Genomic DNA, 24,035 nt, shown 5'->3' on the forward strand with positions numbered 1-24,035 from the left:
CCCGAAACCTGCTTCCTTCATGACCCTGCCCCCGCCCCACCACCTGCCTGGCGCGCTGCTCGCCCACTCCGACGCCTTGCTGGTGGTGCGCGAGCCCTCGGCGCCGCCCAAGCCGGCGCCGGGTCAGCCGGGCAGCGCGTCGGACTACGTGCAGGCCACGCCCGAGATCTTCATTGCCATCGTGCGCGATGCGGGCCTGGTAGCCGGTGACACGCCATCGCCAGGCTGGCGCGTGCTGGCCTTCAACGGCCATGTGGACCTGGGCACCGGCATCCGCACGTCGCTGGCGCAGATCGTTGCCGAAGAGCTGGACGTGCCGCTGTCGCGCCTGGACATGGTGCTGGGCCATACCAGCGCCGCGCCCAACCAGGGGCCGACTATTGCCAGCGCCAGCATCCAGATTTCCGCCGTGCCCTTGCGCCGCGCTGCCGCGCAGGCACGTGAGCATTTGCTGATGCTGGCGGCGCGGCAATGGAACCTGCCGCGTGATGCGGTGCAAGTGCGCGACGGCGTGGTACGGCCTGTAGTGCGGCCGGTAGTGCAGCCCACCCCCGACGACGACGCACGCCAACTGCATTACGGCCAATTGCTGGCCGGCCAGCACATCCGGCTGACCCTGGCGCCGCCCGATCAAGCCGTTCCGTTGAAACCCGCCAGCGAATACCGCATCGTCGGGCAAGGCGTGGCGCGCGTGGACATCCCCGCCAAGGCCACCGGCGAACTCAGCTTCGTGCATGACGTGCGCGTGCCCGGCATGCGACATGGCCGCGTGGTGCGCCCGCCGCATCCGGGTCGAGACGCCGGCAGCTTCATCGGCCATTGCCTGATCGATGTGGATCGCGATTCCGTCGCGCACCTGCCCGGCAACGTGCAGGTAGTGGTGCAAGGCGACTTCGTTGGCGTGGTGGCCGATCGCGAAGAACAGGCGATTACCGCGATGCGCGCGCTGAAGGTGCGCTGGAATCCCGTGCCGCCCGCACCAAAATTGGATGATGTGGCCGCCGCCATCCGCGCCAACCCGGCCCAAGCCCGGCCCCTGATCGAAGAAGGCGATGTGGACGCCGCCTGCGCGCAAGCCGCCACGCACCTGCGCCGCAGCTACGTCTGGCCCTATCAGATGCATGCGTCCATAGGCCCCTCTTGCGCCGTGGCCGACTTTTCTGACGGCCGGCTCACCGTGTGGACCGGCACGCAGAATCCGCACATGCTGCGCACTGACTTGAACCGGCTGCTGAATCTGGGCGAAGGCCACATTGACCTGGTCCGTCTGGAAGCCGCCGGCTGCTATGGCCGTAACTGCGCGGACGACGTCTGCGCCGACGCGGCGCTGCTGTCCATGGCGGTGGGCGCGCCCGTGCGCGTGCAGCTCACGCGCGAACAAGAACACCAGTGGGAACCCAAGGGCACCGGGCAGTTGATGGACGTGGCTGCCGCCATCGACGCCCAAGGCGAGCTGCTGGCGGTGGACTTTGCCGTGCGCTACCCGTCCAACGACGCGCCGCTCTTGGCGCTGTTGTTGACGGGCATCGTCTCCGGCGAGCCGCGTACGCTGGAAATGGGCGACCGCACAGCCGCGCCACCGTACCGCTACAAAAACCGCCGCGTGGTCTGCCACGACATGCCGCCACTGGTGCGCTCGTCGTGGTTGCGCGGTGTGTCGGCCTTGCCCAATTCCTTTGCGCATGACTGCATGATCGACGAACTGGCCGAAGCCGCGGGCGCCGACCCGGTCGACTATCGCTTGCGCAACCTGGACGACGCACGCGCCATCGCGCTGATCGAAGCCACCGCCGCCCGCGCGCAGTGGAGCCCGGGTGCGCGTGGCAGCCGTGGCAAACCGGACGCCGATGGCCGCTTACACGGGCGCGGCATCGCCTACGCGCGATATGTACATAGCAAGTTTCCCGGCTTTGGCGCCGCCTGGGCCGCCTGGGTCATCGACCTGTGCGTGGACCCGGCCTCGGGACGCGTGCGCGTGGAACGGATCGTGGTTGGCCAGGACACCGGCATGATCGTCAACCCGGACGGCGTGCGCCACCAGATTCACGGCAACGTCATCCAGACGCTTAGCCGCTGCTTGCTGGAAAAGGTGGTCTTTGATGAAGCGGGCGTTGCCAGCCGCGAATGGGGCGGCTACCCCATCATCGGCTTCAAGGATGTACCCGCAATCGATGTGCTGCTGATGCCGCGCCAAGACGAGCCGCCCATGGGCGCGGGGGAGTCCGCATCCGTGCCCGGCCCCGCCGCCATGGCCAACGCCCTGTTCGACGCGACTGGCAAGCGCTTCTATGAAGCGCCCTTCACGCCAGAAGCCGTGCGCGCCGTGTTGCTGGCCTGACCGATACCGCGTCCATGACCGACATCAATATCCTGGTGCTGCGCCAAGCGCTTGACTGGCATCAGGCCGGCATACCGGTGTATTTATTCACCGTGGCGCGCACCTGGGGCTCGTCTCCCCGCCCCGTCGGTTCCATCATGGCGATGAACGTGCAAGGCGCGGTGGCGGGGTCCGTGTCGGGCGGCTGCATTGAAGACGATCTGGCCGAACGCATCCGGCATTTGCATCACGGCAAGCGCGCGCCCGAAATCTTGCGCTACGGCGTTCAAGCCGACGACGCCCGGCGCTTCGGCATTCCGTGTGGCGGCACGATTGAGCTGGTGATGGAGTGCATCGACGCGCATAGCCTGCTGGCTGAATTGCTGGACGCCTGCATCCAGCGTCGTTGTGTGACGCGTACGCTGGATCTGTCGTCAGGGCAGGTGACGTTGCAGGCGCAGCCGCCCGGCCGCGCGTTCAGGCAGGCCGACGCCACGCTGTCGGACACCACGCTGATCACCTGCTTCGGACCCACCGCGCGGCTGATCGTGATTGGCGCGGGCGACACCAGCCGGTTTCTATGCCAGATCGCGCTGACGCTGGGGTTTGAAATCATCGTCTGCGACCCGCGTGAATCGCATCAAGATCAAAGCGCACAAGACGGTTGGGCACAAGCCAGCATCAACTTCACGCGCGAAATGCCCGACGACCTGATCCTGCGCCTGCGCCCCGACGCACGCACCGCCGTCGTCGCCCTGACGCATGACCCCAAGCTGGATGACCTGGCGCTGATTGACGCCTTGCAGTCCGATGCGTTCTATATCGGCGCAATCGGGTCCCGCAAGAACAGCGACAAGCGCCGTGCGCGCTTGCGTGACTACTTCGATTTAGGCGAGGCCGACCTGAACAAGCTGCACGGCCCCGCCGGTGTCTTCATCGGCAGCAAGACGCCGGCCGAGATTGCCTTGTCGATCATGGCCGAAGTGGTGGCCGCGAAAAATGGGGTGGACAAGCCACCCCTGCAAAACGTCGCCGACGGCAAGACGCGGCTGGTTCGGGAAAGCGCCTAGACGCTATCCAGCCCCGCCCGATCCACCGCTGCCGCCGCTGCTTGCGCATCCTGCATTTCCTCGATGAAGACCGGCGTGCACAGCCCGGCAATCAACGCCGCCAAGTCCCGATCAGCGTGGTCATAGGCCTTGCGACCGGCCAGCAGGTTCAGCGATCCAATCACCCGGCCCTGATAGCGCACGGGAATGTTGAACGCGGAATGCAGCCCGCGCTCGATCAGCATGGGCGCTTCAGAAAACACCGAGCGCACGTCGTCCTCGTTGCTGGCCACATACAACTGGCCTTCTTCCAGCACATGGCGCGACCACGGCCCGTTGCCCGTGGCCTTGAAGCCGCCCAGCGGGCTGATGCTTTCATCGGAGGTGTACAGCCGCTTCATCAGCCGGTGTTCTTCCAGATACAGCAAGGCAGTGAATAGCTGGTGGCCGAAGGCCTCTTCCAGCAAGGCCGACACCACCTGCCACTGCGCGGCGCGGTCACCGGCTTGCGCCAGGGCGCGCGCATGCGCCGCCCAGGGCGCCAACGTGGATGCTTGCGTCATTAGTGAATCGCCTCAAGCACCACGCCGCGCGTGTTCTTGCCAAAGAACAGAATGCCCAGCCCGCCCACCATCAAGATGGCCGTCATCATGGCGAACACGCCGGCAAAGCCCAGCACCGGATACGCCACGCCCACAATGGTGGGCGATGCAATCGACCCGATCCGCGCAAAGGCCGAGGCCGCGCCCATGCCGGTTGCCCGGATCGACGTGGGATAGATTTCGGCGGTGTAGGTGTACTGGCCGGCAATCACGCCGTTCATGCCGAAGGACAACAGCATGCTCAGCATGATGATCTGGTGCTCGCCGCTGGCCAGCGCCAGGCCCAATGCCGACAGGCACGACAACAGCATGTACGCCAGAATCGTGTACTTGCGGCCGATCTTGTCGTTGAAGTACGCGGCGGAAAAATAGCCGGGAATCTGCGACAGGTAGATCAGGATGGTGTACGAAAAGCTCTTGGTGATGGTGAAGCCGCGCTCGACCAGCAAGCTGGGAATCCACACCAGGAAAGCGTAGTAGCAGAACAGCACGGTGATCCAGAACACCCACACCAGCACCGTCGTGCCCAGATAGGTTTTGGAAAACAGGGACGTCAGCTTTTCCATCGCGCTTTGCGGGTTTTCCGCGGCGGTGGCGGCGCGGCGCGTGGCCACGGGCTTGGGCAAGGGGCGACCCAGCTTCTGCTCCACTTCGGCTTCAATGGCCGAGCAGATGCGGTCGGCTTCGGCGGTCTGGCCGGTGTGCTCCAACCAACGCGGCGATTCGAACAACGACTTGCGCCACCACAGCAGGAACACCACCGGCACCGACGCGATGATCATGATCCAGCGCCAGCCGTCGTCACTCATCGGCACGATGAAGTAGCCCAGCAACGCCGACATCACGAAGCCGAACGAGAAGAAGCCCGCCAGCGCGCCCGTGAAGCGGCCACGGTATTTGCTGCTGACGAACTCCGCCAGATACGGCGCAATGATGGCGCCTTCCGCGCCCATGCCGATGCCCGCGATCATGCGCAGAATGTAGAACTCGTGATAGTTGCGAGCGAAGGCGTTGATGAACGTAGCCACGCAGAACAGCAGCAAGGCCCACATCATGATCTTCTTGCGACCATAGCGGTCGCCCAGAATGCCCGAGAACAACGCGCCCACCAGAAAGCCCACGTAGGTGCTGCTGGCAATCCAGCCGATCTGGCCGGTGGACAGACCCCATTGCGTGCGCAACGACGGGATGATGAAGGCGATGATGCCGGCGTCCAGCGCTTCAAACGCCAGGCCCAGGCCGCCGATCAATAGCAGCCTGAAATGGAAGCTGGAAAACGGCAGCCGCTCCAGACGATCCGATACGGAATACATGGTGAAGATTTCCGGAAGTAAGAGTGAAAGAACGTCAGCAGGCGTTCTTGTGCAACAAGCCGCGATTCATGATCAGCTTGATGGAGTCGGGCTGGGTCAACAGCGAGATATCGTCCAGCGGGTTGCCGTCGACGAGCAGCAGGTCGGCATGCGCGCCCACGCACACTTCGCCTAGCAGACCTTGCTGGTTCAGGATTTCGGCGCCGATCAAGGTCGCCTGCTGAATCACCTTGGCGTTACCCAGCACGCGGGCGCGCAGGGTCAGTTCATCGGCTTGCATGTAGTGGGTTTCGCCCAGCAGGTCGCTGCCGTAACCCATCTTCACGCCGACGTCGTCCAGGATCTCAAGCGCCGTCAGGCCTTGCGTGCGCACCGTGGCAATCTTTTTCACCGAGTCCAGCGGCAAACCATAGCGTTCGCCGTCGTTGGCCAGCCCTTCGTAGGTGATCAGCGTGGGCACCATGTAGGCGCCGTGTTCTTTCATCACCTCGGCGGCCTCGCGGTCGACCAGGTTGCCGTGTTCGATGGTGCGTACGCCGCAGCGCACGGCGCGCATGATCGCGCGCGGCGTGTAGGCATGCGCCATCACATAGGTGTTTGCGTTGCTGGCCTCTTCCACAATGGCCCGCAGCTCGGCTTCGGAAAAGCCCAGGTTCTGGATCGGATCATTGGGCGATGCCACGCCGCCCGACGCCATCACCTTGATCTGCGTCGCGCCCTTCAGGATTTCTTCGCGCACCGCCAAACGGCAGTTGTCCACGCCATCCACCACGCGGCCGATGTTGCCGATCTTGACCGAGCACGGGCAGGGGTCCAGTTCGTCGTTACGCTGGCGGAAGTCGCCATGGCCGCCCGTCTGCGACAGGGCCTTGCCCGCGCAGAAGAGGCGCGGGCCGTCGATCACACCGTCCAGCACGGCTTGCGCCAAGGCCCAATCGGCCCCGCCGGCATCGCGCACGCTGGTGAAGCCTCGGTCCAGCATGCCCTGCATGATGGGCAGTGCGCGCAGCAGCGCCAGGGCATTGGGCAAGGCCGCCACGCGGCCCAGGTTGAAGGACGACGCCACCACGTGGACGTGGCAGTCGATCATGCCCGGCATCAGCGTCATGCCCTGGGCGTCCACCACCTCGGCGTCGGGCGCCGACAGTTCGTCAGCGCTGATGCGGGTGATCATTCCGTCTTCGATCAGCACATTGGCCGCGTCTTCCAGGGCCAACGATCGGGTATTCAAGACCTTGCAATTCTTAACAACAACCGGCTTCATAAATAAATCACGCTATCTGTTCAACATGCAGGAAATTCAGCATGGCGAACTCTACCGGTACAATCCAAACGTCCGATACCGGGTCTCCCCTTAGGCGTTCGACACAAATTCGAACAGCCTTATGAGCTTTACTCATACCCCCCGTTTTATTCTCCGCCGCCCCGCATTCCGCTACCCGCCATGAGACGCCGCTGCCCCACCCTTTCTGAATTGAATGCGTTTACCGCAGCGGCGCGCCACTTGTCGTTTTCCAAGGCGGGCAAGGAATTGTTCGTAACGCAAAGCGCCATCAGCCGGCACATCGCCACGCTGGAAAGCTATCTGGGACACGCGCTGTTCATCCGCGCCACCAACGGGCTGCAACTGACCCGCATGGGCGCCACCTATCTCAGCCTGATCCGGCCCGCGCTGCACACGCTGGAAAGCGCCACGTCGCAAGTCATGGCCACGCAGCAGTCCGCCAAATCGCTGAACGTATCGGCCGCGCCCACCTTCGCCGCGCAGTGGCTGTTTCCCCGCTTGAAGACCTTTCGCGAGTTCAATCCCGATATCTCGATCAACTTCGTGCGTTATAGCGTGGCGGATTACAAAAGCACCGAACTGGATTTCGATGCCTCCATTCAATATGGCTACGGAGATTGGCACGATGGCGACGCCAAGTATCTGACCGGGCGTGAAACCCGTTTGGTGTGTTCCCGCGAGTATCTGGAACAGCACCCCATCGCCAGCCTGGAAGACATCAAACAGTGCACCCTGCTACAGCACATTGAAATTCCGCTGTCTTGGGAATATTGGTTTTCCACCTATCTCGGCGATTATGACCGCGCGCGATTCGGCCCCGGGTTCAATCTGTTTTCGATGATTATCCAGGCCGCATCGTCGGGCTTTGGCGTGGCCTTGATGCCGCATTGCCTGATCGAAAAGGAATTGGCCACGGGGCAGTTGGTGGACGTGTTCGACCGCACGTTTGAAAGCCCGCTGGGTTACTACCTGTGCGCGCCGAACTGGCGCAGCAATATGGAAAGCTATGACCGCCTGAGCCAATGGCTGTCGCACGAGTGTTTGCATGCGGCGGCGTTGGAAGGCATGCCGGCACAAGCGGCTAAGCCCGCTTTGGATTGCCCTTATTGCGGGGCGGACACGGTCGGCTCGCCTGACTAGTTCACTCGCTCAGTTCACACGATTTGGCAAAACCGCGCGCATCCACCGGCTTAATCGCGGGCGAATGCGCTGGTTATGCAGCAGCACCGCACCCAGCACACCGATGAACGCGCCAATCACCGTATCCACAAAGCGCGCCTCGATCACTTCCGCCGGATAGCCCTGCCCCAGATGCGGCGCTTCCGCCAGGAAGATGGTCAACGGGGTGATCAGCGCCACGGCGCTGGCATAGTGCCGAACCACCAGGGTCTCAATCCCAAACGACAGCGCCATCATGACGGCGGCCAGCGTCCACACGTTCAGCGGCAAACTCAACAATGCCCACGCCACGCACAAGCCCAGCGCCGTACCCAGTATCCGGTGCAGTTGCCGGTTCCACGCCGCCCAAAGGCTTGCCCCCTGGATAATCGCCAGGCAACTGACCGGCACCCAATACGGACGCGGCAGTTGCAGCAATTCGGCCACTAATAAAGAGATACCGACGAACAGGCCGATGATGACCGAGTCATACACCACAAAATCGAACGTGGGTTTGGGCAAGGGTGTATCGGGCGGCGGCGGCGCCACGCGCGTCATGTGCAGGCTATACGCAAACGCCACCAGGCAGGCCACCAGGCAACCCAACGCCACCATGCCTACCCGCATGGGCACATCCTCGATGCTGCCGGGCGTGTACGCGGCAATGGCGGTTGCCATGATGAAGAACAAGCTGCCCGGCGGCCCCAGCCGATAGCAGCGGCACACCATGTTCACCAGCATCGCGATCAGGGTCAGCGCCGCGATCGTGGCCGTGGGCCAAAACTGCGTCAGCGCGCCGACCGCATAGCAGGCCACCATACCAAAGGACGCGGCCAGCAGCATCATCATCCGTTGCTGCAAGGACGCGTTGGGCAGGCTAAGAAACACCATGCCGCCCAGGCTGGACATCAGGCCATAATCCATGCGGCCAAAATACGCGCCCACCATCAAGGGCAGGCCGGAAGACAGGGCTGCCGCCAGCGGCATCTCCCAGCGCCGGTCACTGGCATTGACGCGGATCAGTTCACGCCAGGTGCCCTGCACCTGCTGCTTGACGAAGCCGCGGCCCGATCGGCGCCGGTCGCCGCCATCCGTATTTTCCGCCTGCTCTTTCTTGTTCATCCATCGCCCCTCTATCGGCCTGGCAGCGATTATCTCTCCAAAATTCCGCCCAGTGGATTTAACGGGAATTCCCTGATATTCCCGCCCAGGCGCCGTGGCTACCATTCCGCGCACCTTGGCTTACCGGCCGACAGAATACCTATGCGCCCATCGCGCGGAGACACCATGAAAGCACTCAAACACGTTGCGGCAGGCACCGCCTTATTTCTTTCGTCCTGGGCCGCTACGGCCGGCGTAACGTTCGACAGCGTCAAGAGCAAGGGCTTCGTCCAGTGCGGCGTCTCGACCGGCGTGGCCGGCTTTTCAGTCAACGACAGCAAGGGCGGCTGGGTCGGCCTGGACGTGGATCTGTGCCGCGCGCTGGCCATCACCATGTTCGGCGACCCCGCCAAGGCCAAGATCATGGCCGTCAGCGCCGTGCAGCGCTTCACCGCCTTACAGTCGGGTGAAGTCGACGTGCTGCCGCGCAACACCACGCTATCGCTCACCCGCGACACCACGCTGGGCTTGATCGGCGTGGGCGTCAACTTCTACGACAGCCAGGGCATCATGGTGAACAAGTCCCTGAACGTGAAAAGCGCCAAGGAGCTGGACGGCGCCACCGTGTGCGTGCAGCCGGGAACGACGTCGGAACTGAACCTGGCCGACTGGTTCCGCTCGCAGAACATCGTCTTCAAGCCGGTGGTGGTGGAACGCCTGGACGAGATCATCCGCGCGTTTGCGGTTGGACGCTGCGATGCCTTCACCGGCGACAAATCGCAACTGGCCGCCGCGCGCAGCAATCTGGACAACCCCGGCCAGTACGACATCCTGCCCGAGAATTTCTCGAAGGAACCGCTGGGCCCCATGGTGCGCCAGGGCGACGAGCAATGGTTCAACGTGGTGCGCTGGACCCTGTTCGCCATGCTGGAAGCCGAGGAATACGGCATCACGTCCAAGAACGTGGACGACATGCTGAAAAGCACCAACCCCAACGTGCAGCGCCTGCTGGGTGTGACGCCCGGCATGGGCAAGAACCTGGGCGTGGACGACAAATGGGCCTACAACATCATCAAGCACATCGGCAACTACGGCGAGAGCTTTGAGAAGAACCTGGGCCCCAGCAGCCCGCTGAAACTGTCGCGCGGCCTGAATGCGTCGTACCGCGATGGCGGCTTGATGTATGGGTGGCCGGTGCGCTGATTGGCTTGCGCTGGCTCCGGATTCAACCCCACGCTTGATTCCGGGCTAGCTCCCCTTTTTTCGGCCCGAACGGCCGGCGGGCACTTCATGCGCCGGCCGGCCGTTTTCATTGGCCGGGTCGGTTGAGGGAATCGGTACACTGGCGGCTGCCCCTGCGACATTCCTGCTCGCGCCTTTTCCGCCTAGATGACCACAAACTCCCCTGCCCCCCAGTTCTTTCCCGCCGGCTTCGTTCCCACCGAAGAACAGACCCGGATCCAGACCTCGCGGAGCCGGACCAGCCTAGTCATCGCCAACGCGGGCGCCGCCAAGACCACCACACTGGCCCTGCGCATCGGCGAAGCGCTGACGCGCGGCCTGCCGCCCGAAGACATCCTGGCGCTGACCTTCACCGACGAAGCCCGCCAGGTGCTGCAAACGCGCTTGGTGGACGTGGGCATCGCCTACAACACCGCGCGGCGCCTCAACGTGCTGACCGTTGAAGAATACGCGCAGCGGGTATTGGCCAAGGTTGAAGACGGCAAGCCCGAGAGCCTGCCGTCCACGCGCGAACAACAAAGCTACGCGCTGTTTGCGCTGGAAAACGTGGCGGCGAATAACCCGCAATACGCCGACCTGCTGGACATCCGCACCCACAACACCGCCGTCAGTCAGTTCCTGGACAACCTGCTGAAGCTCAAGGCCACGATGCGGATCGCGCCGGATGACGGGGCCGATGCGCTGTTCATTGCAGAAAGCGCGGGCGTGACCATTACCGATTATCTTTGGGCCGTGGAATACGAAAAACAGCGCGTGGATGTGTTCGGCTACGTCGACGCCCGAGGCTTTTTCGACGCCACCTATGACTTGGCGCGCCTGCTGCGATCCGCGTCCGACCCACGCGAGGTGCTGGCCCCCTACAAGCTGGTTCTCGTCGACGAATTGCACGACATCAACGAAGCGTCGTTCTGCATTATCGAAGCGCTGTTGAACGTGGACGTCACTTACTTCGTGGGCGTGGGCGACAAAGACCAGGTGATCTATTCCCACCTGGGCGCCGACGAATCCTTCCTGCAAACCCGCATCCGCGCAAGCTTCCCCGATTGCGCGAACTTCCGGCTGACGATGACCTATCGCCATGGCCCGCACCTGGCCTACGCGATGGAAGCCTTCAAAAATAAACCGGTAGATTCCAACCTGCCGCTGCGCACCGAGATTCACGAAGCCACCTACGCCGAGACACCGGGCGACTGCGGCGCACAGGTCGTCAAGGCCATCCTGCAATGGAAGCAGGCCCGCAAGCCGCTGGACCAATGCTGCGTATTGCTGCGCGACGCGCATCAATCCATCGAAATCGAAAACGCCCTGATGAACGCCGGCGTGCAATACCGCACGCTGACCATGAAAAGCTACCTGCTGCGCGAAGAGATCCTGTTCCTGCGCGGCATGCTGGCGATTGCGCTTGACGACTTCCATCATGTCGCGGCCCCCGCCACGCGCGAAGCCATCGTGGGCGCCCTGACCACCTTCGCCGAAGTGCCGCTGACGCCCAAGGAACTGCAAGAGGCGCAGACGACGCTGGCGAAAGAACCCTCTGCGCTAAAGCACTTTTTTACCGGCCAGATCCAACGCGTCGGCAGCCCCGCCGCCCGCGCCCGCATCTCGGACGCCGTCGAGCACCTGCGCGCCTTGTCCACCGACAGCCCCGCCTACCTGGCGCTAGAGGCCGTGCGCGACCAGATGGACATGGAAAAGCTGGCCAAGCGCCTGTACGTGCATCCCTACGAGGCGTCCGTCGTCACCCGCTCGGTCAATGGCTTCATCGCATCAGCAAAGACATCGGGCAAGACCCTGCGTGAGTTTTCAGAATGGATCGGCGCGGCCGAAGCGTTTGTCGGCGCGCGGCCCGGTAAGAACACGGTGCAGATGGACTGCATCGTGAACGTCAAGGGCAAGGAATTCGAACACGTCATCCTGCCATTCATGGACGCCGACGCGTTTCCCGATCCGCTGCGCAAAGCGGGGGAAGAAGAGAATTTGTTCTATGTGGCGGCAACACGGACAAAGTCGCGCCTGACCTTGGTGTCAACAGAAGACGCCGCGCGGCGCAGTGCGTTCATCGCGCGGATGCTGTTGGCGGCGACGCAGAAGCGCGCGGATACGGCGCTACGCCGGAACATGGCCGCGCCGGTCAAGGCGGTGGGGCATCGCGACTTGAAGGTAGCGTATGCGAACCGGGATGTGGTGAAGGCGCTTGGGGCGCAATGGGACAAGACCCGCAAGGTTTGGTATGTGCCTAGCGGCGTGGATCTGGAGGCGTTTCGGGAGTGGTTGGCGGAATGAAGGAGCGGCGAAGGGATGAGCGACAGATCAACGAAGCGACGGCGCGGAGTTTTGACCTAGAGGCGACGTAACGGAACGTTAATGCCCGCAACATGGCCGACTTGAAAGCCAGTTTATGATGGCACCGTAGTGAGCACGCCCAAATGCGTTACTCTCCCCTCCCCAATCTATTCCGCAAGGAGCCCTCATGGCACAAGCCTCCGCCCGTCACATCCTCGTTTCCACCGAAGCCAAGTGCAACGAACTCAAGACCGCCATTGAAAACGGCGCTGACTTTGCTCAAGTCGCCAAGGAAAACTCCAGCTGCCCGTCGAGCCGTGACGGCGGCAACCTGGGGACCTTTGGCCCGGGCCAGATGGTCAAGGAATTCGATACCGTCGTGTTCAGCGCGCCGGTTGGTGAAGTTCAAGGCCCGGTGAAGACCCAGTTCGGTTATCACCTGGTTGAAGTGACCAGCCGCCAGGACTAAGTCCCGCCGCTGCATGCAAAGAGGCCGCCGCCAGGGGAAACCCGGCGGCGGCCTTTTTGCGTCTGATGCGTGAGTTCAGGTGCCCCGCGCCGATCAATCTTTGCCTGTCATCACCCGGTGAGCCAGCGCGTCGGCGTCCAGGCCGGCGATATCGCGTTCGATCACCTTGACGCCACCTTTCAGGATGGCGACCCGATCGGCCAGCGCGACCACGTCGGCCATGTTGTGGCTGATCAGGATCACCGTGCGTCCTTCTTCACGCAGCTTGCGCACCAGGTTCAGGACCAAAGCGGTTTCCTTGACGCCCAAGGCGGCGGTGGGTTCGTCCATGATGACCACGCGGGCGTCCCAGCGCAACGCGCGGGCGATGGCGACGGCCTGCCGTTGGCCGCCCGACATGCGTTCGACGGGTCGATCCATGTCGTCGATGGGCACCGACAAACGTTGTAGATAGCCGCGCGCCTGTTCGGCCATGCGGCGCTTGTCCAGCACGCGCAGCGGCCCCACGCGCCGAACTAATTCGGCGCCCATGAAGACGTTTTCCCAGATGGACAGGCGGGGCGCCAGCGCCAGGTCCTGGTAGATGGTGGCAATGCCCTGCACCAGCGCGTCGTGCGGCGAGCGGAAGACGACAGCGCGGCCGTTCAGGCTGAGTTCGCCACCCGTGGGTTCCTGTGCGCCCGAGATGATGCGGATCAGCGTGGATTTGCCCGCGCCGTTGTCGCCGCAGATGGCCATGACCTTGCCTTCGGGCACATCCAGGTCCACGCCTTTCAGCGCCTCGACGGCTCCGTATGACTTGCGGATCTGGCGTAGCGACAATGCGGCGGTCATGGGGGGCATGCTGGCTGGGGTCATCGGGGTCATGCTGGCTGGGATTACACGCTGGCCCGCATTCACTTCGCGGCGGGTTGCAGGAACTTCTGCACGTTGGACGCATCGACCAGCACGGAATCCATGAACAGGTACGGGCCCGAGGCCACCTTCTCTTTGGGTTCCTTCTTGACGACGATGCGGTCGATGGACTCGATGGCGCTGGTGCCCAGTTGCTCGAACGGAATCATCATCGTGGCAGTGATCAGGCTGTTGGGATCAGCAATGCGACGATAGGTTTCGGGGCCACCGTCCACCGACACCAAGGTGATGTCGCCCTTCTTCATGCCTTGCGATTGCAACAGGTCGTCGATGACATAGGCTTGCCCGTCAAACGATGCCCATACGCCCTTGAACTGGCCTTGGTGGCGCAGGAACAGGGCTTGCATGCCGTTGCGCACGTCGTCGCGCCAGCTTTGGGTGCGGGCCATGCTGAACTTGGCCAGGTCTTTGACGGCGGTGTTCTCGGTCAGCACCGCGTCCAGCATCTTGCCGCGGATGCGCGTGCCCGAGTTGCCGTCAAAGCGGGCCGACAGGATGTTGCCCTGATAGCCCATCTTGCCCAGCAGGTACAAGACCGACTGCGCGCCCGTGGCGTATTCGTTGACTTCCACGTCGAACAGCATGTGCGGGCTGGCGCCGGACATTACGCCCACCACCGGAATGCCCTTCTCTTTGGCGGCCTGCAACTGGGCATCGGTTTCCACCGGCTTGCCCATCGCGATGACGATGGCGTCCACCTTCTTGTTGACCAGCGTGTCCAGTTGCTCGGCCAGCTTGGGCAGTGAGCCTTCGGCGTTCAGCTGCGTAACGGTCCAGCCTTTGGCGCGCGCGGCCTGCGCGGCGGCGTTGGCCACGCGGGCGTGCGTTTCGGACGACATCTGAAAGGCGACGATGCCGACATCAAAGGCATGGGCGGCGCTTGCGGCCAGCGCCTGTACGGCGAAGGCGCTAGCCAGCAAGGTGCGCTTGATCAATTGCTTCATGGTGGTTTCCCCTTTGGATCAGAATTTGAACGCCGCTTTCTTCAGCACGGCCGACGACACCGCAACGGATGCAATCATGATGAAGCCCAGCACGATGTCCTGCACGTAGTACGGCGCGCCCATCAGGACGAGGCCATTGCCCAGCACCTTCAGGATCAAGGCAGCTACCAGCGTGCCAACGATATTGGCGTGGCCGGGGTTGAACATCGTCATGCCCAGCAGCACGGCGGCGATGGCGTACAGGAAGTAGTCACCAGCCATGTTGGGCGCGGCGGACGACAGGCTGGACGTCAGCAACACGGCGGCGATGCCGGCGCATACACCCGACAGCGCCAGCCCGATGCTTTTCATGGCGCGGATGTTGATGCCGGCCAGGCGCGCGGATTCTCCGGCTTCGCCCGTTGCCGTCATGCGGGCGCCGGTACGCGTCCACTTGATGAGGAAATACGCGACGAGCACGATGCCCAACATCCACAGCACCAGCGCCGGGATGCCGAAAGGCTTGGCGCGGGCCAGGTCGGTAAAGGCGGTAGGCCAGCGGCCCACGTAGGACACGCCATCGGTCAGCATGAAGGCGAAGCCCCGCGCCATGGCGGCCATGCCCAAGGTGGCAATCAGCGACGGAACCCGCAGGCGCGTCACCGCGATGCCATTGGCCAGCCCGCACAGCAGGCCGACTCCCAGGCCCGCCGCGATGGCGACCACGACCGGTTGGCCCGTATGCACCATCGCGCCCGTGACGACCGCGGCCAGGCTGGCGACGTCGGCCACCGACAGGTCCAGTTCGGCCGTTACCAGCGCCAGCGTGAAACCGATGGCGATGATGGCCAGGAAGCTGGTTTCCTTGGCGATGTTCAACAGATTATTGGGCGCCGCGAAATTAGGGGCGGCGATTGCGAAGAAGCCCACCAGGGCCAAACCTGCGATTGCCGTGCCGTACTTTTCCAGGATGCCGCGCATCGACTCAACCCTTGCTGCGTTGGTGTTCGTTGTAGTGCAAGGGTTATCCACCGCCTGCCGGGCGTTCGCGCCCTGATGGCGTAGCAGTTTATACCCGCGCAGTGCCAGACAGGGCCGCTTTGCCGTTGTGGCGCACTTAGGGTTTTTACGGCAAGCGCGTGCTGGCCAAGGCGTGCGACACCGGCGTCAAGGCGGCTTCGGCGGCGCGAAACTGGGCGTACAGACGGTGATAGGCGTTGCGGCGTGTTGCGTCGGGATCGTAGCGGCGCGCGGGTCGCGCAAGCGCGTCCTGCGCCTGTGCGAAGCTGGCGTAGCAGCCCAGCGCGGTCCAGGCGGCGGCGGCTGCGCCGATCACTCCGGGCTGATCCGCCTGCCCGACCACGACCGGGCGTTCACAGATATCGGCCTTGACCTGGCACCAGTGCGGGTTGGATGCCGCCCCGCCACCAAAACGAATTTCGGCAACCGGCGCACCCAACGCGGCTTCCGCGCGTTCCAGCACCGTGCGGTTCAAGAAGGCCACGCCTTCCAGCACCGCCCATGCCAAGTCGCCGGGACCATGACGGCGGTTCAAGCCGAGGAAGGCGCCGCGCAATTGCGGGTCCCAGTAAGGCACGCGTTCGCCTTGAAGATAGGGCAGGAACAAGGCCGGCTGCGGGTCACGCGGCGCGTCCAGCAAAACGTGCATGGCGTGGCCGACACGGGTCATGCCGCCTGCGTGTTCGCCTGCGTGTTTGTCTGTGTGTTCGCCCGCATCTCCGCCTGCGTCCGACGCGCCAAACCGGCTCACCCCGCCCAGCAAGGACAGCAGCCACGCGACGGTGTCCGCGCCGTTCTGGCCCGGACCTCCGATCTGGTGATTGCCGTTGCCCCAGTTCACCGTCATCAGGCCCGCTGCCTGCACCGGTTCCGCGCCAACCGCGCCAAACACTTCAGTGGTGCCCGAGATGTTGTACGCGTACCCCGTCCGCAAGGCGCCCAGCCCCGCCACGGCCGCCCAGGTGTCATTGGAGCAGGCGATCACGCTGCGTCCCGCCAAGCGCGCCAGTGAACCCGGCAGACCCGCCTGCACCGGGCCGACAACAGCCAAGGGGTCCAACAGCGGCGGCACCCAGGCGGGGTTGGCACCCATGGCCGTCAACAGGTCGGCTTGCGCCCCGTGCGCGCTGCCCGCCGCCGCCAGCCTGGCCATCGACACCGTGTCGCTGGCGGCCCGGCCGGTCAGGCGGAAGTTCAGGTAGTCCTTCGGTTCCAGCACGACGCGCATGCGCGCCGCGTGCTGTGGTTCGGCGTACAGCAGCCACGCCACCCGCGCCCAGGGGTGGAACGCGTTGATCTGCGCGGTTTCGGGGTGACCGGCAGGCGCACGCGCCAACCAGTGCGCCACGTCCGCCGCCGTGCGCGTATCGCGCCAGGTGATGGCGGGTCGAATGGCGGCGCCTTGCTCGTCGATGAAGACTTGCGTGCGGGTAACGCCGCAGATGGCAACGGCGGCAATGGCGTCAAAGCCGGCCCCTGCCTGACGGGCCAGGGTGTCGCACAGGGTTTGCAGCCCGCGCCACCAATCGTCTGCGTCGATCTCGTCCCAGCCGGGGTGCGGGGCCGTGCCCGCCGGGCTGTCGATGGCGCAGGCATGGGCAATGCCGCCGTCCGCATCCACCAGCGCCGCCCGAAAACGGGTGCCTCCCAAATCCACGGCCAGCACGTAGTCATGGGTAAATCCTGGGGATTGGGAGTCGGAGTGTGGGCGGTCTGACATAGCGGCCGATTGTATTTCAGCGTGGGGTTTCCCCGGCACTTTTCTGGCCCCGGTTGGGCGACGCGGGCGGGTACAGCGCACGCTGCGCCGCAGCACCGGAAACCCTATCAGTTGATAATTTCTGTTCAGGTGACAAGGGCAAAGCCCTGCGACAGAATGGGCCGCACCCGGAGGAGACAGCCGGGGCCACGATAAAACGTCATACATCCCAGGCCCATGAAAAAATCCAAGAGCAATGTGATCATCACGTGCGCCATTACCGGTTCGGTGCATACGCCGTCGATGTCGCCCCACCTACCCGTCACCCCCGACCAGATCGCGCAATCGGCGCTGGATGCCGCCGAGGCGGGCGCGGCCATCGTGCACCTGCACGCGCGCGATCCGCAGACAGGCAGGCCCACGCAGGACCCGGCGCTGTACGCGCAGTTTTTGCCGCGCATCAAGGCGCAAAGCGATGTGGTCATCAATATCACGACGGGCGGTTCACCCGTGCTGCCGGTCAGCGAACGCATGCTGCCGGCCACGCAATTCAAGCCGGAAGTCGCGTCGCTGAACATGGGGTCGATGAATTTCGGCATGTACGAATTGCTGGAGCGCTTCAAGGAATTCAAGCACGCCTGGGAACGGCCCTATCTGGAAAGCAGCAATGACCTGGTGTTCAAGAACACGTTCAAGGATATTGAGCACATTCTGTCGTCGTGCAATGACAACGGCACGCGCTTCGAGATCGAGTGCTATGACATCGGGCACCTGTACACGGCGGCGCATTTTGTGGACAAGGGGCTGTTGAGGCCGCCGTTCTTGATCCAGTCCGTGTTCGGCATCCGGGGCGGTATCGGCACGCATCCCGAAGACGTGATGATGATGCGCCGCACGGCTGACCGGCTGTTTGGCGATGACTACCGCTGGTCGGTGCTGGCGGCGGGGCGCAAGCAGACCACGCTTGCGACCATGGCGGCAACGATGGGCGGTTTTGTGCGGGTGGGGCTGGAAGATTCCCTGTGGGATGGCCCGGGCGAACTGGCGCTGTCGAATGCGGATCAGGTGCGCCGCATCCGCCGCATTCTTGAGGACTTGTCGCTGACCATCGCCACGCCCGACGAGGCGCGCGAGATTCTGCAACTGAAAGGCCGGAACAACGTCGCGTTCTGACGACGGCACGGCATCCACAATCAAACCCCAGGCGGGAGACAAACATGAAGAAAATCTTGAACGCGACAGTGGCATCGGCCTTGCTGGCAATAGGCGGCGCAGCCGTGGCGGACGACAACGTGATCCGTATCGGCTTCATCACCGATATGTCGGGCCTGTCGGCCGATGCCGACGGCCCGGGCGGGGCCGAAGCCATCAAGATGGCGGTGGCGGACATGGGCGGCGAGATCGCCGGCAAGAAGATTGAAGTGCTGGTGGCAGACCACCAGAACCGCGCCGACATCGCGTCGTCGCGCGCACGCGAATGGCTGGACCAGCGCGGCGTGGACATGCTGATTGCGGGCGCGAATTCGGCGGCCGCGCTGGCGATGGCGAAGGTGGCCGAAGAAAAGAAGACGCCGTTCTTTGTGGTGAGCGCGGGCGCGTCGGAACTGACCAACGCGCAGTGCACGCCGTACACGGTTCATTACGTGTACGACACGGTATCGCTGTCGCGCGGCACGGCGCGCGCCATGCTTAAGGAAGGCAATAAGGACTGGTACTTCCTGACGGTGGACCACGCATTCGGCCACGCGCTGGAACGCGATGCCTCGGCCGTGGTGCAAGCGAACGGCGGCCAGGTGAAGGGCCGCGTGCGCCATCCACTGAACGCGGCGGATTTCTCGTCATACATCCTGCAGGCGCAGGCATCGGGCGCCACGGTGTTGGGACTGGCCAACTCGGCCGCCGACACCAGCAACGCGGTCAAGGCCGCGGCCGAATTCGGGCTGACCCCCACGATGAAGATCGCGGGCCTGCTGGTGTTGATCACCGACATCCACGCACTGGGCCTGGCGGCCGGGCAAGGCATGTACCTGACCACCGCCTGGTACTGGGACCAGGACGATGCGTCGCGCAAGTGGGCGGCGCGCTTTGAAGAGCGCATGAAGAAGAAGCCGTCGATGCTGCAAGCCGGCGACTACTCCGTCACCACCACCTACCTGAACGCCGTCAAAGCCACCGGCACCACCGACGGCGAGACCATCATGAAGTGGGTGAAAGCCAACCCGGTGAACGACTTCTTCGTGAAGAACGCGACGGTGCGCGCGGACGGTCTGCTGGTGCACGATATGTATTTGATGCAGGTGAAGAAGCCGGCGGAATCCAAGGGCCCCTGGGACTACTACAAGCTGATCGCAAAGATCCCGGGCGATCAAATCTACACGTCACCGCAGGAATCCAAGTGCCCATTAATGAAGCCCTGATGTTGAAGCCACGATGTCCAACTACACCGAAGGAAGCCGCATGCCCCCGCAAGACCTGACCGCCCTGCCGGTGGACCTGAGCGGCCGCCGCGTCATCGTTACCGCTGGCGCGGCGGGCATTGGCGCAGCGCTGGCCGACGCCTTTGCCGAGCGCGGCGCACACGTCCATGTGTGCGACGTGGATGAAGGCGCGCTGTTTGAATGCCGCCATGCCCACAGCCGCGCCGACGTCAGCCGCCGCGAAGACATCGACCGCTACATGGAAACCGCGCTGGCGCACCTGGGCGGCCTGGACGTGCTGGTGAACAACGCCGGTATCGCCGGCCCCACCGCCCGCATCACCGACATCCAGCCGGACGAACTGGCCGCCACGCTGGACATCAACCTGGCGTCGCAATTCCACACGGTGCGGCACGCCGTGCCCGCGCTGCGCGAATCAGGCGGCGGCGCCATCATCAACATCAGTTCGGTGGCGGGGCGCATGGGGCTGCCGCTGCGCACGCCCTATTCCGCTTCAAAGTGGGGCGTGGTGGGGCTGACGCGTTCGCTGGCGGTGGAGCTGGGCGTTTACGGCATCCGCGTCAACGCCCTGCTGCCCGGGCTGGTGGCTGGCCCGCGCATCGACCGCGTGATCGCCGCGCGAGCACGCGCGATGGGCCTGACGGTGGAAGAAGAAACCCAGCTGGAACTGGCGGGCGTCAGCCTGCGGCAGTTTGTACAGGGCGCCGACATCGCGAACATGGCGCTGTTCCTGGCCAGCCCGTTTGGCGCCATGATCAGCGGCCAGGCGATCAGCATCGACGGCGATCTGCAGTCCTTACCCTGGCAGCCACCGGCCGATTGATTTCCCACGCGTCGCGTGATGGAACACCGGCGTGGGGCCTAGGCGATCAGTTGAATCGTGTCCGCAAACACGCCGGTGCGGCGCGCCTGGGCCGTGGCGTACAAGGCGCCCAGCAGGCGCTCGGCCAAGTCCTGGTTCTGGGCTTCCTTGCGAGTGATCAGCACAAATTCAAACCACTGCCTTGACGCCAGCGGCACCGCGACGATGTCGGGGTAGACGGACACGATGTCCGACGCCGATATGGCGTTGACCAGGCTGACGCCTTTCACGGCGCGCACCGTGCCGGGCACCAGCGTCATGTGCGCCTGCATGCCGGAGTCCAGCGCATCGGAATCGGCAATATCGCCTTGCGCCACCACGTAGTCGGACCACAGTGGCTTGACGAAAGATTCGGGCGGAATGTCCGCCACCGCCACCACCTCGCGCCGCGCCAAGGGGTGATCGCGATGCGCGATCAACATGACGTCGGTGCGCAAAAACGTCGTGAAGTTCACGCGCGGACTGTCGCGGCCCACTGCGCCCAGGCCGAAATCGGCCCGCATGGTTTCCACCGCGCTGATGCATTGCACCGATGATTCCACGTCGATGGAAAACGGCCGTTTGCCGTGTTCGTCCAGGTGGCGTTTCACGGCTTCGGGCGCATAGACCAGCGCCAACGCGGGCGACGACGCCACGCGCAAGCCGCGCCCGCCGAACTTTTCAATGCTGTGCAGCGCCTCGTCGATGCGTACCAATTCGTCCAGCACGAACTTGGCTTCGGTATACAGGTATTGCCCGGCTTCGGTGGGCCGCAAGGTCTTGTGCGACCGGTCAAACAACTGCACGCCCGTGGCGGTTTCCAGCCGCGACACCGCATGGCTGATCGCGGGTTGCGTCAGGCTCATTACCTGCGCGGCCTGACGCGTGGACCCGGTCATGACGACCGTATAAAAAATGCGCAGGTCGTGAATGTTGAAGTTGCGTTTCATGCCGCTATTGCGCCACCCGCTGTATGTCCGGCGTGACCCATTTGCCGTCCAACAGCGCGGGCTTGGGCCAGTAGTAACGCAGAGTCACCATGAACGGGCCAGGCGGCGCGGGCAGCCAATTGGACTCCTTGCCCTTGCCCGGTGATTGCGACTGAATGTAGATCGTCAGCCCGCCATCGGGGTCTTTCTTCAGCGACGGCAGCATGGGGGAATTGATGAGGTACCGGTCGATCGGGTTGGACGCCAGCAGTTGCTCGGGCAGCCGGTACATCGTCATGGACCAGAACGCAGTCACCGGCGGCAGGCTGCGCGGCGCAAAACGCAGCGTGTACGCATACCGGCCATCCAGTTCCTGCCCCCTGCTGTCTTTTTCCAGGACGGGGGATAGCGCTTCGTCGCGGCTATTGCCGCCGATGCCCATCTGCGTGCCAGTCGCGCGCGCCAGATAGTTGTTCTTGAGCGTGGCGCGGCTGCCGAACAGCCCGTCGGTCTTGCCGCCCAGCGCCGCGCGGTTCTTGTCGATATCGTTTTGCGCCGTATGCATGCCTTCCTGCAAGGCACGGCGCAGGCGCGGGTCCAACTGGTCAACGGGATAGGGTTGGCCGGGTTTGATGCCGATGCTGGCAAACCGTTCGCGCAGCCATTTCTCGGTGGGATGCGTGGGCGCAAACTGCAACAGAAAGGCCAACTGGTTATAGAACTCCAGCGATGTGCGCATCTGCTGCGGCGGCACGGGCGCAATCCAGTCGATCGCCGTGGGCGCGGGTGGCGGGCGGCTTTTGGTAAAGGAAGACAAGGGCTGGATCTTGTAGCGAGCCTGGATGCGCTTGACGTTGTCCAGGTCAGCCGCATTGAACAATTGCGTGCGGCCCACCATGTTGACCAATTCGGTTTCCGATTTGAATACTTTGCTGATGCCGCGCGGCACCTTGCCGTCCCAACGTGGCCCCACCACCAGGAAGCTGCCGCCGCCGTTGCCGGTTTCGCGGCTGCCGATATAGGCGAAGTTGTAGGTGTACAGGTCCATCAATTGCAGGACAAAGTAGCGCCGCTTCTCGATAGGTGGCACGCTGATCACGACAGGTTCGGCGCGCAAGTCCAGCATGGCGAAGGAATAGGGCGTGTCCGCATTTGGCGTGACAAACGCGGTGTCCGCGGGCGTGAAGACGCGTGCGATATGGCTGAAGGTGTTGGGCGGGCCTTTGTATTGCGAGTTGGCCTTGTCCAGGTTGAAGGCAACCATGGTCTGGTAGCTGGCCACCATGGGCGTGCCATACAGATACGCTTCGCTGGCGATGCTGCGCGCCTGCTGCGCGGTGACGCCGTTGATGCCAACGGATTGCGAACCGGTCGCCTCATCGGACGACGTGAAGCTGCAACCCGCCAGGCTTGCAAGCAACAGGGGCGTGGCCAGCAATCTCGCAAGACGGTGGCGGGCCGTGAACGCAAAGCCGGTGCTACGTTGACGATCGCGCATAATTTGCTCCAACACCTGCATGTTGTTGGCAACGCCCGGTTGGCGGCGGCGTCGCGGTCAAGGACTGCAACTCCGCAGGCGATTCTGGCATATTTCGCGCCGGTCCGCGCCGTGCCGATCCAGTCAGGGCGTTGCTATCAGGCGTCGACCGCCTGTTCCCGATCCGCCAGGTTTTCCAGCTGCCTGGCCGGAATCGCCACGATGGCGCTTTCGGTGGCGCACGCGTCGGTGTTCAGATGCTGAATCAGGTCCAGCGTGGTGGAACGGCGGGTCAGCATCAGGCAGGTGACTTCGGCATCCGCCACGCGCGTGGCATGCCAACACCCCGGCCGCATGCAAACTCCCTGCCCTTGCGGCACACGAAAGGCGGCTAGCGTAGCCAGGTCGGGGCTGCCGTCAGGATTGCTTTGCGCCACCACCTGAATGATGGTGCCGGTCAGCGGCACGATGGCCTGCTGCGTCAGCAAGTGCTTTTCCAGGCTGGCGATCTCCGGGGACGCGCTACGGTAGTTGACCCACAACACCTCGGCGTCGCCACCCGCGCCGGTATTGAACATGTGCTCCTGCCAGAAATCCGTGGCGGGGTTGGAAAACAGCGGCACGCCATTGCCGTCCGGAATGGGCTTGCCCAACATCCAGCCATACGGCGTGAATGCCTGCGGCGTCAGGTCATTGACTTCCAAGGGCTTGTTGCTGGTCATGCGGAACCCTGTGATGGCGTGGGCGGCGTGCCGCGTTTGGGGAATTCAGCGGCGTAGTCGAAATCGCCACGGGCGATGGCCTCAAGAATGGCAGCGCGCCGATCGGCGGCGCGCTTGAGGTTGGCGGCCGTGGGCTTGACGCGGATGCGCTCGACACAATGCCGGCCTTCATAGAAGAAGCCGATCTCAATCGACGATTCCGACGCGGGTCTGACCCCCTCGAACCCCTGGCTCATCGCCTTTCCCGTGGTG

At 63.8% G+C, this 24,035-nt stretch carries 21 protein-coding genes; 9 read left to right on the plus strand and 12 right to left on the minus strand.

The window, feature by feature from the left end:
• Positions 1-19 precede the first annotated feature (19 nt).
• Complete coding sequence (locus ELS24_RS27165) at positions 20-2,338, plus strand: xanthine dehydrogenase family protein molybdopterin-binding subunit (RefSeq protein ID WP_127185895.1); 2,319 nt, start codon at positions 20-22, stop codon at positions 2,336-2,338.
• Positions 2,339-2,352: 14 nt separating this feature from the next.
• On the plus strand, positions 2,353-3,387 hold the full coding sequence (locus ELS24_RS27170; RefSeq protein ID WP_127185896.1) for an XdhC family protein: 1,035 nt from the start codon (positions 2,353-2,355) through the stop codon (positions 3,385-3,387).
• On the opposite strand, the gene ELS24_RS27175 is transcribed toward ELS24_RS27170, so the two are convergent.
• Genes ELS24_RS27175 through ELS24_RS27185 form a run of 3 tightly spaced genes read right to left on the minus strand, consistent with a single transcriptional unit; the run spans position 3,384 to position 6,545 of the window.
• On the minus strand, positions 3,384-3,929 hold the full coding sequence (locus tag ELS24_RS27175) for a GAF domain-containing protein (RefSeq protein WP_127185897.1): 546 nt from the start codon (positions 3,927-3,929) through the stop codon (positions 3,384-3,386). The genes ELS24_RS27170 and ELS24_RS27175 overlap by 4 nt on opposite strands.
• A complete protein-coding gene (locus tag ELS24_RS27180) occupies positions 3,929-5,281 on the minus strand; it encodes an MFS transporter (RefSeq protein ID WP_127185898.1) in 1,353 nt (450 codons plus the stop codon). The genes ELS24_RS27175 and ELS24_RS27180 overlap by 1 nt, the downstream gene beginning before the upstream one ends.
• Before the next feature lie 34 nt (positions 5,282-5,315).
• Complete coding sequence (locus tag ELS24_RS27185) at positions 5,316-6,545, minus strand: metal-dependent hydrolase family protein (RefSeq protein WP_127185899.1); 1,230 nt, start codon at positions 6,543-6,545, stop codon at positions 5,316-5,318.
• Between the two features lie 210 nt (positions 6,546-6,755).
• Between ELS24_RS27185 and ELS24_RS27190 the strand changes: the two genes are divergently transcribed.
• Positions 6,756-7,706, plus strand: a complete 951-nt coding sequence (locus ELS24_RS27190) for a LysR substrate-binding domain-containing protein (RefSeq protein WP_083447281.1) — start codon at positions 6,756-6,758, stop codon at positions 7,704-7,706.
• 9 nt (positions 7,707-7,715) lie between these two features.
• Here ELS24_RS27190 and ELS24_RS27195 read toward each other — a convergent pair whose 3' ends face one another.
• Positions 7,716-8,846 carry an FUSC family protein gene (locus ELS24_RS27195; RefSeq protein WP_127185900.1) on the minus strand — a complete coding sequence of 377 codons (1,131 nt, stop codon included), beginning with the start codon at positions 8,844-8,846 and terminating at the stop codon, positions 7,716-7,718.
• Positions 8,847-9,011: 165 nt separating this feature from the next.
• Between ELS24_RS27195 and ELS24_RS27200 the strand changes: the two genes are divergently transcribed.
• The 3 genes from ELS24_RS27200 (at position 9,012) to ELS24_RS27210 (ending at position 12,819) form a co-directional block, all read left to right on the plus strand.
• Positions 9,012-10,028 (plus strand): amino acid ABC transporter substrate-binding protein, encoded by a 1,017-nt coding sequence (locus tag ELS24_RS27200; protein WP_127185901.1) that lies wholly within the window; start codon positions 9,012-9,014, stop codon positions 10,026-10,028.
• A gap of 186 nt (positions 10,029-10,214) precedes the next feature.
• Entirely contained in the window at positions 10,215-12,350 is a 2,136-nt protein-coding gene (locus ELS24_RS27205; protein WP_127185902.1) for an ATP-dependent helicase, read from the plus strand.
• A 187-nt stretch (positions 12,351-12,537) separates the two neighbouring features.
• A complete protein-coding gene (locus ELS24_RS27210) occupies positions 12,538-12,819 on the plus strand; it encodes a peptidylprolyl isomerase (RefSeq protein WP_050445647.1) in 282 nt (93 codons plus the stop codon).
• Between the two features lie 93 nt (positions 12,820-12,912).
• Here the strand turns inward: ELS24_RS27210 and ELS24_RS27215 are convergent, their stop codons facing one another.
• The 4 genes from ELS24_RS27215 to ELS24_RS27230 all read right to left on the minus strand — a co-directional run bounded on the left by ELS24_RS27215 (position 12,913) and on the right by ELS24_RS27230 (position 17,397).
• The gene (locus ELS24_RS27215) at positions 12,913-13,653 is read right to left on the minus strand and encodes an ATP-binding cassette domain-containing protein (RefSeq protein WP_127185903.1); all 741 of its coding nucleotides are present in this window, start codon (positions 13,651-13,653) and stop codon (positions 12,913-12,915) included.
• A gap of 62 nt (positions 13,654-13,715) precedes the next feature.
• A complete protein-coding gene (locus tag ELS24_RS27220; RefSeq protein ID WP_050445645.1) occupies positions 13,716-14,678 on the minus strand; it encodes a sugar ABC transporter substrate-binding protein in 963 nt (320 codons plus the stop codon).
• 18 nt (positions 14,679-14,696) lie between these two features.
• Complete coding sequence (locus tag ELS24_RS27225) at positions 14,697-15,638, minus strand: ABC transporter permease (protein ID WP_127185904.1); 942 nt, start codon at positions 15,636-15,638, stop codon at positions 14,697-14,699.
• Positions 15,639-15,783: 145 nt separating this feature from the next.
• Positions 15,784-17,397 (minus strand): xylulokinase, encoded by a 1,614-nt coding sequence (locus tag ELS24_RS27230; RefSeq protein WP_127185905.1) that lies wholly within the window; start codon positions 17,395-17,397, stop codon positions 15,784-15,786.
• Positions 17,398-17,613: 216 nt separating this feature from the next.
• Here ELS24_RS27230 and ELS24_RS27235 point away from each other — a divergent pair, with 216 nt between their 5' ends.
• From ELS24_RS27235 to ELS24_RS27245, 3 genes are read left to right on the plus strand one after another with little or no spacing between them, the layout of a single operon-like run.
• Positions 17,614-18,549, plus strand: coding sequence for a 3-keto-5-aminohexanoate cleavage protein (locus ELS24_RS27235; RefSeq protein WP_127185906.1), 936 nt, complete (start codon positions 17,614-17,616; stop codon positions 18,547-18,549).
• A gap of 44 nt (positions 18,550-18,593) precedes the next feature.
• Entirely contained in the window at positions 18,594-19,793 is a 1,200-nt protein-coding gene (locus tag ELS24_RS27240) for an ABC transporter substrate-binding protein (RefSeq protein ID WP_127185907.1), read from the plus strand.
• Between the two features lie 40 nt (positions 19,794-19,833).
• Complete coding sequence (locus ELS24_RS27245; protein ID WP_127185908.1) at positions 19,834-20,637, plus strand: SDR family oxidoreductase; 804 nt, start codon at positions 19,834-19,836, stop codon at positions 20,635-20,637.
• Between the two features lie 38 nt (positions 20,638-20,675).
• On the opposite strand, the gene ELS24_RS27250 is transcribed toward ELS24_RS27245, so the two are convergent.
• The 4 genes from ELS24_RS27250 to ELS24_RS27265 all read right to left on the minus strand — a co-directional run bounded on the left by ELS24_RS27250 (position 20,676) and on the right by ELS24_RS27265 (position 24,019).
• Positions 20,676-21,605 (minus strand): LysR family transcriptional regulator, encoded by a 930-nt coding sequence (locus ELS24_RS27250; RefSeq protein WP_127185909.1) that lies wholly within the window; start codon positions 21,603-21,605, stop codon positions 20,676-20,678.
• Between the two features lie 4 nt (positions 21,606-21,609).
• Positions 21,610-23,082 carry a DUF1254 domain-containing protein gene (locus ELS24_RS27255; protein ID WP_127185910.1) on the minus strand — a complete coding sequence of 491 codons (1,473 nt, stop codon included), beginning with the start codon at positions 23,080-23,082 and terminating at the stop codon, positions 21,610-21,612.
• 137 nt (positions 23,083-23,219) lie between these two features.
• Positions 23,220-23,783: an ureidoglycolate lyase gene (locus ELS24_RS27260; RefSeq protein WP_127185911.1), complete on the minus strand. Its 564-nt coding sequence runs from the start codon at positions 23,781-23,783 to the stop codon at positions 23,220-23,222.
• A complete protein-coding gene (locus tag ELS24_RS27265) occupies positions 23,780-24,019 on the minus strand; it encodes an Arm DNA-binding domain-containing protein (RefSeq protein ID WP_127185912.1) in 240 nt (79 codons plus the stop codon). The genes ELS24_RS27260 and ELS24_RS27265 overlap by 4 nt, the downstream gene beginning before the upstream one ends.
• Positions 24,020-24,035 lie beyond the last annotated feature (16 nt).

The sequence above is a fragment of the Achromobacter spanius genome (genome assembly GCF_003994415.1).
Taxonomy (GTDB): domain Bacteria; phylum Pseudomonadota; class Gammaproteobacteria; order Burkholderiales; family Burkholderiaceae_B; genus Achromobacter; species Achromobacter spanius_C.

Bases quoted from the DNA above. Each gene is read 5' to 3' on its own strand.
- ELS24_RS27165 (WP_127185895.1), top strand. From the start codon at position 20: ATGACCCTGCCCCCGCCCCACCACCTGCCTGGCGCGCTGCTCGCCCAC.
- ELS24_RS27170 (WP_127185896.1), top strand. From the start codon at position 2,353: ATGACCGACATCAATATCCTGGTGCTGCGCCAAGCGCTTGACTGGCAT.
- ELS24_RS27175 (WP_127185897.1), bottom strand. From the start codon at position 3,929: ATGACGCAAGCATCCACGTTGGCGCCCTGGGCGGCGCATGCGCGCGCC.
- ELS24_RS27180 (WP_127185898.1), bottom strand. From the start codon at position 5,281: ATGTATTCCGTATCGGATCGTCTGGAGCGGCTGCCGTTTTCCAGCTTC.
- ELS24_RS27185 (WP_127185899.1), bottom strand. From the start codon at position 6,545: ATGAAGCCGGTTGTTGTTAAGAATTGCAAGGTCTTGAATACCCGATCG.
- ELS24_RS27195 (WP_127185900.1), bottom strand. From the start codon at position 8,846: ATGAACAAGAAAGAGCAGGCGGAAAATACGGATGGCGGCGACCGGCGC.
- ELS24_RS27200 (WP_127185901.1), top strand. From the start codon at position 9,012: ATGAAAGCACTCAAACACGTTGCGGCAGGCACCGCCTTATTTCTTTCG.
- ELS24_RS27205 (WP_127185902.1), top strand. From the start codon at position 10,215: ATGACCACAAACTCCCCTGCCCCCCAGTTCTTTCCCGCCGGCTTCGTT.
- ELS24_RS27210 (WP_050445647.1), top strand. From the start codon at position 12,538: ATGGCACAAGCCTCCGCCCGTCACATCCTCGTTTCCACCGAAGCCAAG.
- ELS24_RS27215 (WP_127185903.1), bottom strand. From the start codon at position 13,653: ATGACCGCCGCATTGTCGCTACGCCAGATCCGCAAGTCATACGGAGCC.
- ELS24_RS27220 (WP_050445645.1), bottom strand. From the start codon at position 14,678: ATGAAGCAATTGATCAAGCGCACCTTGCTGGCTAGCGCCTTCGCCGTA.
- ELS24_RS27225 (WP_127185904.1), bottom strand. From the start codon at position 15,638: ATGCGCGGCATCCTGGAAAAGTACGGCACGGCAATCGCAGGTTTGGCC.
- ELS24_RS27230 (WP_127185905.1), bottom strand. From the start codon at position 17,397: ATGTCAGACCGCCCACACTCCGACTCCCAATCCCCAGGATTTACCCAT.
- ELS24_RS27235 (WP_127185906.1), top strand. From the start codon at position 17,614: ATGAAAAAATCCAAGAGCAATGTGATCATCACGTGCGCCATTACCGGT.
- ELS24_RS27240 (WP_127185907.1), top strand. From the start codon at position 18,594: ATGAAGAAAATCTTGAACGCGACAGTGGCATCGGCCTTGCTGGCAATA.
- ELS24_RS27245 (WP_127185908.1), top strand. From the start codon at position 19,834: ATGCCCCCGCAAGACCTGACCGCCCTGCCGGTGGACCTGAGCGGCCGC.
- ELS24_RS27250 (WP_127185909.1), bottom strand. From the start codon at position 21,605: ATGAAACGCAACTTCAACATTCACGACCTGCGCATTTTTTATACGGTC.
- ELS24_RS27255 (WP_127185910.1), bottom strand. From the start codon at position 23,082: ATGCGCGATCGTCAACGTAGCACCGGCTTTGCGTTCACGGCCCGCCAC.
- ELS24_RS27260 (WP_127185911.1), bottom strand. From the start codon at position 23,783: ATGACCAGCAACAAGCCCTTGGAAGTCAATGACCTGACGCCGCAGGCA.
- ELS24_RS27265 (WP_127185912.1), bottom strand. From the start codon at position 24,019: ATGAGCCAGGGGTTCGAGGGGGTCAGACCCGCGTCGGAATCGTCGATT.